At 42.9% G+C, this 5,496-nt stretch carries 4 protein-coding genes; all 4 read right to left on the reverse strand.

All coding sequences use genetic code 11. The annotated features are described in order from the left end of the window. Window positions 1-75: 75 nt before the first annotated feature. The gene (locus NLF92_RS12535; RefSeq protein ID WP_254102497.1) at window positions 76-1,365 is read right to left on the reverse strand and encodes an amidohydrolase family protein; all 1,290 of its coding nucleotides are present in this window, start codon (window positions 1,363-1,365) and stop codon (window positions 76-78) included. After that, window positions 1,362-2,798: an amidohydrolase gene (locus NLF92_RS12540; RefSeq protein ID WP_254102504.1), complete on the reverse strand. Its 1,437-nt coding sequence runs from the start codon at window positions 2,796-2,798 to the stop codon at window positions 1,362-1,364. Before NLF92_RS12540 ends, NLF92_RS12535 begins: the two co-directional genes overlap by 4 nt. Window positions 2,799-2,897: 99 nt before the next feature. After that, window positions 2,898-4,256, reverse strand: coding sequence for a GGDEF domain-containing protein (locus NLF92_RS12545; RefSeq protein WP_254102506.1), 1,359 nt, complete (start codon window positions 4,254-4,256; stop codon window positions 2,898-2,900). Window positions 4,257-4,330: 74 nt separating this feature from the next. Continuing rightward, complete coding sequence (locus NLF92_RS12550) at window positions 4,331-5,260, reverse strand: tRNA-dihydrouridine synthase (protein WP_254102508.1); 930 nt, start codon at window positions 5,258-5,260, stop codon at window positions 4,331-4,333. Between the last annotated feature and the right edge of the window lie 236 nt (window positions 5,261-5,496).

The following is a 5,496-nucleotide window of genomic DNA, read 5'->3' on the forward strand; positions in this document are numbered from 1 at the left end:
GCTTTACAGCCGAAGCCCCGTGATCAGACTTGCTCTGTCGCGGGGTAGTTCACTATCTCAAGCCAAATAGTGTTGTTATGGTCGATTATGCGGCATCGGAACCTCATCTTGTAAACCTAGATAACGGTCACGCAACAAGGTTTGCCGAGACTGCAAAGGTATCGGCTGGCCATTAATAAACACATGTTCTGGCGCTTCTGTTACCTCAAGAGGATCCCCTGACCAAACAACTATGTCAGCTTGCATCCCAGGAGCTAATGAGCCAATTTGATCTTCGACACCAAAGATTTCTGCCACGTTTTTGGATAAAGCAGCAATACCCTGTGCGTGTGACAGACCATTGGCAACTGCATTACCGGCATGCTGTGTCGCAAGACGAATATTGTGTGTTTCGATCCCGATAGCCACTGTCACACCTGCTTTTTCTAAGCGCCCTGCATTTGTCAAGGTAGCACCTAAAGTATCAAAGGCTCCTGGGAGATTGTATTCAGGGTTTAAGATCACCGGAATATTAGCTGTAGCTAATTCATCAGCCACTCGCCAAGCTTCGGCGGCAGACACCAAGACAAGATCCAAGTTAGGGAAACGTTTTTGCAATGCAAGCACATGCAATATGTCTGCTTTGCGATCCGCTTTGATCAACAAAGGCGTGTCACCTTCTAAAACTGGTACTAGAGCTTTCGCATCGGCACGTGAAATCATTCCATGCCATGGCTTCGTTGGCCCTAAATCCAAGTTCAACGCTGCACTTGCTTCATGTAAAGCTTGGTTTAGCGCGACCCATAGCGTGCCTCTTGTACCTCCAGTATCAGATACTGTGCTGTTATTTACACTCAAAGCCATAAATGCACGTGATTGGATGAGACTGTCAGAGTCAGTTAATTTGATTAAAGCACCTTGGCCTTTAAACATATAATCCGAATATTCAATCCCAGTAGCCACACTGGTAAAGCCTTCGATACGAGTAATAGGAATCAAACTACTATCCGAATTTACCGCATACGATACATCAATTGCAGCCCCTACCGTAGTCACAGGATGTTCGGATGTGGAGGAGTCGACCTGCCCAGCAGATAAACCGACCTCGACTAAACCTATGGCGGTATAAGCACCAATGAAACCAGGGGTCACAACTTTACCGGTTGCATCAATGCGTTCATAACCACGCGGTGCCTCAGAGCCTTTGAGGATACGTTCTATTTTACCGTCCTTAATCAACACAGTCCCCTCGGCTAAGGTACCTTGTTGGCTTTGGGTATGTACCTGTCCACCGATGATGGCAAACTGTTCAGCCAATGTTGCAGTAGATAACGTTAATGCGCCCATACCTAATAACGCTAATTTAATCGATTGTGATAATTTCATTTTTGATCTCCTGCACCAACTTGTCCTAACTCAAAATCACTAACCGGCCAAGTATCTGGCTGGGTTCGGTCAAATGCTAAGCCACCATCAATAAACACTTTTTCTGCTTGGCTATAAGTCGAAAATGGTTCGGCGCTCCACAAGACAACATCCGCATTTTTACCCACTTCTAATGAACCCGTTTGGTCAAAGATACCCAATGATTTTGCGGCATTAGAGGTTAACCATTGCCAAGCATCCGCTTTGGGAATATCAATACCGGCACGTCGTCCGTCAGCCCAAGCTTTAGCAGCTTCTTGATTCAAGCGTTGGATACCAATATCACTGTCAGAATGGACGACCGCACAGGCACCTGCCTGATGAACCATCGCTACATTTTCTCTGATCCCGTCATAGGCTTCCATTTTAAAGCCCCACCAATCAGCCCACATTGACGCACAGACATTGTTTTGTGCGAGTTTATCAGCAATTTTATAACCTTCTACAGCATGGTGAAAAGAACCGATTTGATAATCAAATTCTTGCATCACGTCCATCATGACCGTCATTTCATCAGCGCGATAACAGTGCATATGCACGATAATATCACCGTCTAACACACCTTTTAAGGTCTCGTTGTTCAAGTCACGACGCGGTGGAGTTGCATCTTCACCAGCAGCAACTGCTGTTTCATAAGCATCCCAATCCGCTTTGTATTTTGCTGCACTAATCCACGCAGAGCGATAACCGGCAACATTAGCCATACGTGTAGATGGACCGCCTTTGCGACCATAAACACGCTTGGGGTTTTCACCACAGGCCATTTTAATACCGTATGGGGCATCGGGGAATTTCATATCTTGCATGGTACGATCAGGGAGGTTTTTCAAAACCACACTACGTCCACCAAACAGGTTTGCCGAGCCAGGTAATATCTGTAATGATGTCACACCACCTGCTAGCGCTCGACCAAAACCCGGATCCTGAGGCCACACTGAATGTTCGGCCCAAACTTCGGCAGTTACAGGAGAAGTTGCCTCATTACCGTCGGCATGAGAACGTGTGTCGGGTGAAGGGTACACGCCCAAATGCGAGTGAGTATCGATGATACCAGGCGTCACAAATTTACCTGTACCATCAATTTCCAGATAGCTATCTGGTAAATCAATATCGTCACCAAGTCCTTGTATCTTGCCATCTTGTAATAAAATTTGGGTATTTTCGAAGATGCCACCGATACCATCGTACAGCGTCACGTTTTTGATGAGAGTGGGCTCACTGGCTAAGCGCTCATAAGTACTTGGATATGGGTCACTAATAGTAGTTGAAGTATTCGGTTGGGTGTTTTCCTGTTCCACTTTAGCACTAGCTTCTTCATCACAGCCAGTTAGGAATACAGAACTGAGTGCTAGAGCTAGCAATGAGTAGCTCCAGTGCCTTTTGTTATTATTCATGCTCAAAGGATCCTTGTTAGTTAATGTCGTTATGTTAACAAGACTTAAACTATCCAAAGTTCTAAGGAGTTGCAAGTTATCGGAAGATATTCAGGCGGATTAAATCATTTTAGCTTGGTTACGTCCCTCTTCTTTGGCTAGATATAACGCTTGGTCAGCACGGCGCACGGCATCCTCTGGTTCTTGGTCAGATGCTTCAACGACAGAAAGCCCAATACTCACTGTCAAATGGCCAGCGGTTGGAAAAACAATGGAAGCGATAACAGTTCGCAGCTTCTCTGCTAATATAAACGCATATTGCACAGTATTGGGTAGGATAATTAAAAACTCTTCACCACCATAACGAGCCACAAAATCGGTCTCGCGCATACAATTGGATAAACACTTACCCAGTTCTTTTAATACGCTATCTCCTACTGCATGCCCGTGTCGATCGTTCACCTCTTTGAAATAGTCAATATCTAGTAACATGACGGTATATGGCGTTTCACTGCGTTGGTATTGGATAAAATCGTGACGTAACATTTCATCTAATGCTAAGCGGTTATTCAAGCCAGTCAAAGCATCTCTACGAGATATTTTTAATAACTCAGCATTGATTTGATTTAACTGTTCAGTTCGTTCCTGGACTTTTTGTTCTAAATTTTGATTGAACTCGATCAGCGATAATTGTTGTTTTTTAATTTTTCTCATCATGGACGTCAATGAAATTGCTAAATGTTGCACTTCCCAGATAGAGGTATCAGTGACGAAATCCGTTTCGGTATTATTGTAAAGGATATTATCAGCATCCAGATTAAGCGAGGTGATTTTTCTAGCGACCTTGGCAAAATCTGTAATGGGTTTTGCGATAAAATCAGAAACCATAAAAACAATCAAAAGTGACGTTAAGATAATCAACAGCATGCTCAAAAACTGATTTAAAGAGAATATCTCCGACGGTTTTATTATCGGTTGATATTCTGTTTCAAGACCTGTTCTAAAACCATATAAAGGATGAGCAGTGTCCATGATCTGTTTTTCACTTTTTAGATAGATCACTTCGTTTATTGATAATATGGAATACTCTGGTTGCACTACAGGAGAAATCGTGACTTTGTACGATTCTGTTTGCTCTGTATTGTAGAAAAATATAGATAACGGATAATCTAATCCCAAGTCTCGAATAAATGAAGTGACCTCCTCAACAACTTCCATATCGATATTTGCTGAGAAGATTTCTTGCGCTGACATAGATGGTGATTCAGCTGAGTTTTTTGACGTAGGTTGGTATTGGTTAAACGTCTTTTTTAACATTATATGGATAGATTGATTAAGGAGGTCTAAGTTATCTTGTGCTGCAATTTGGCGCTGTTGGGTCGCAGTAATATACAAATAACTAAAAAATGATAACGTCAGCAACACGACAAGCACCCCATACGAGATGAGAAGTCTTTTGCGCAGATGATGCAGTATCATGAAGATGTACCCTTAAATGATTAAGTTACACCTGTAACTAGTCTTACAAATATAGACTACTATGCTGTTTTTGCTTAATTTTTTTGTAAGACGTCAACGATATCTTTAGCGTTGTTTAGTTTGCGGATCTGGGTAAAAAGACTCTCAGCCTCAGGGTATTGAATTTTTAGATAACTGAGCCATTGCTTGATTCTATTGGGGTAGTAGCGGCCTTTGTCACCATATATTTCATAGCCTGAATAATGGATGAGCAGTAATTTCAATGCCTCCCAAGACATAGGAGCTTCATTAATTTTTATACTTTTGGCTAGGTTAGGTAAAGCCAATGCACCGCGCCCTAGCATAAGATTGGTACATTGTGACTGCTCCTGACAAAGCGTTGCATCTGCGGCACTCCAGATTTCACCATTTGCTACCAACGGCATGTCCACAGTTGCTTTGATTTTAGCTATCCATGGCCAGTATGCAGGAGGACGATAACCATCTCTTTTGGTACGGGCATGGATGGCTAAACTGGATGCACCTGCTTGGTAAATAGCATCTGCATTTTCTAGGGCCAGTAAAGTATCATTAAAACCTAAGCGAATTTTTGCAGTAACAGCATGTTCTATAGGGACAGCGTCACGAACAGCTTTGACTATTTTATACAACATATCAGGGTATTGGAGTAAAACTGCACCGCCTTGAGATTTATTGACGGTTTTGGCGGGGCAACCAAAATTGATATCTATGCCATGTGAGCCCAGCTCAATCGCAGTGAGAGCATTTTCCGCCATCCATTCAGGGTGTTGACCAAGAAGCTGAACTTTAACAGGCACACCAGCTGGTGTCAGACCACCATGGTGTAATTCTGGACACAAACGATAAAACACTTTTTTCGGAAGTTTTGTCTGCACGACTCGCACAAACTCTGTTACACACAAATCAAAACCACCGACCTGGGTTAGCATATCACGCATCAGATGATCGACGACACCTTCCATAGGAGCTAGGGTAATATGCATAACAAATTCTCAAAGTCAGGATTGTTGTGGAGGGAATAATATCCCAATCGTGTAAATAGTATTTAAAAACCAGTCGTTTAATACTAGCACTTACCGAATATCATTTATCGGATATCATGTTACCGAATATTCTTTACAGAATATCAGGCATAAAAAAACCAGCACTTGGCTGGTTTTGATATATGGCGTCCCCTAGGGGATTCGAACCCCTGTTACCGCCGTGAAAGGGCGGTGTC

Origin of the sequence: Opacimonas viscosa (genome assembly GCF_024199005.1) — a bacterium.
GTDB lineage: Bacteria > Pseudomonadota > Gammaproteobacteria > Enterobacterales > Alteromonadaceae > Opacimonas > Opacimonas viscosa.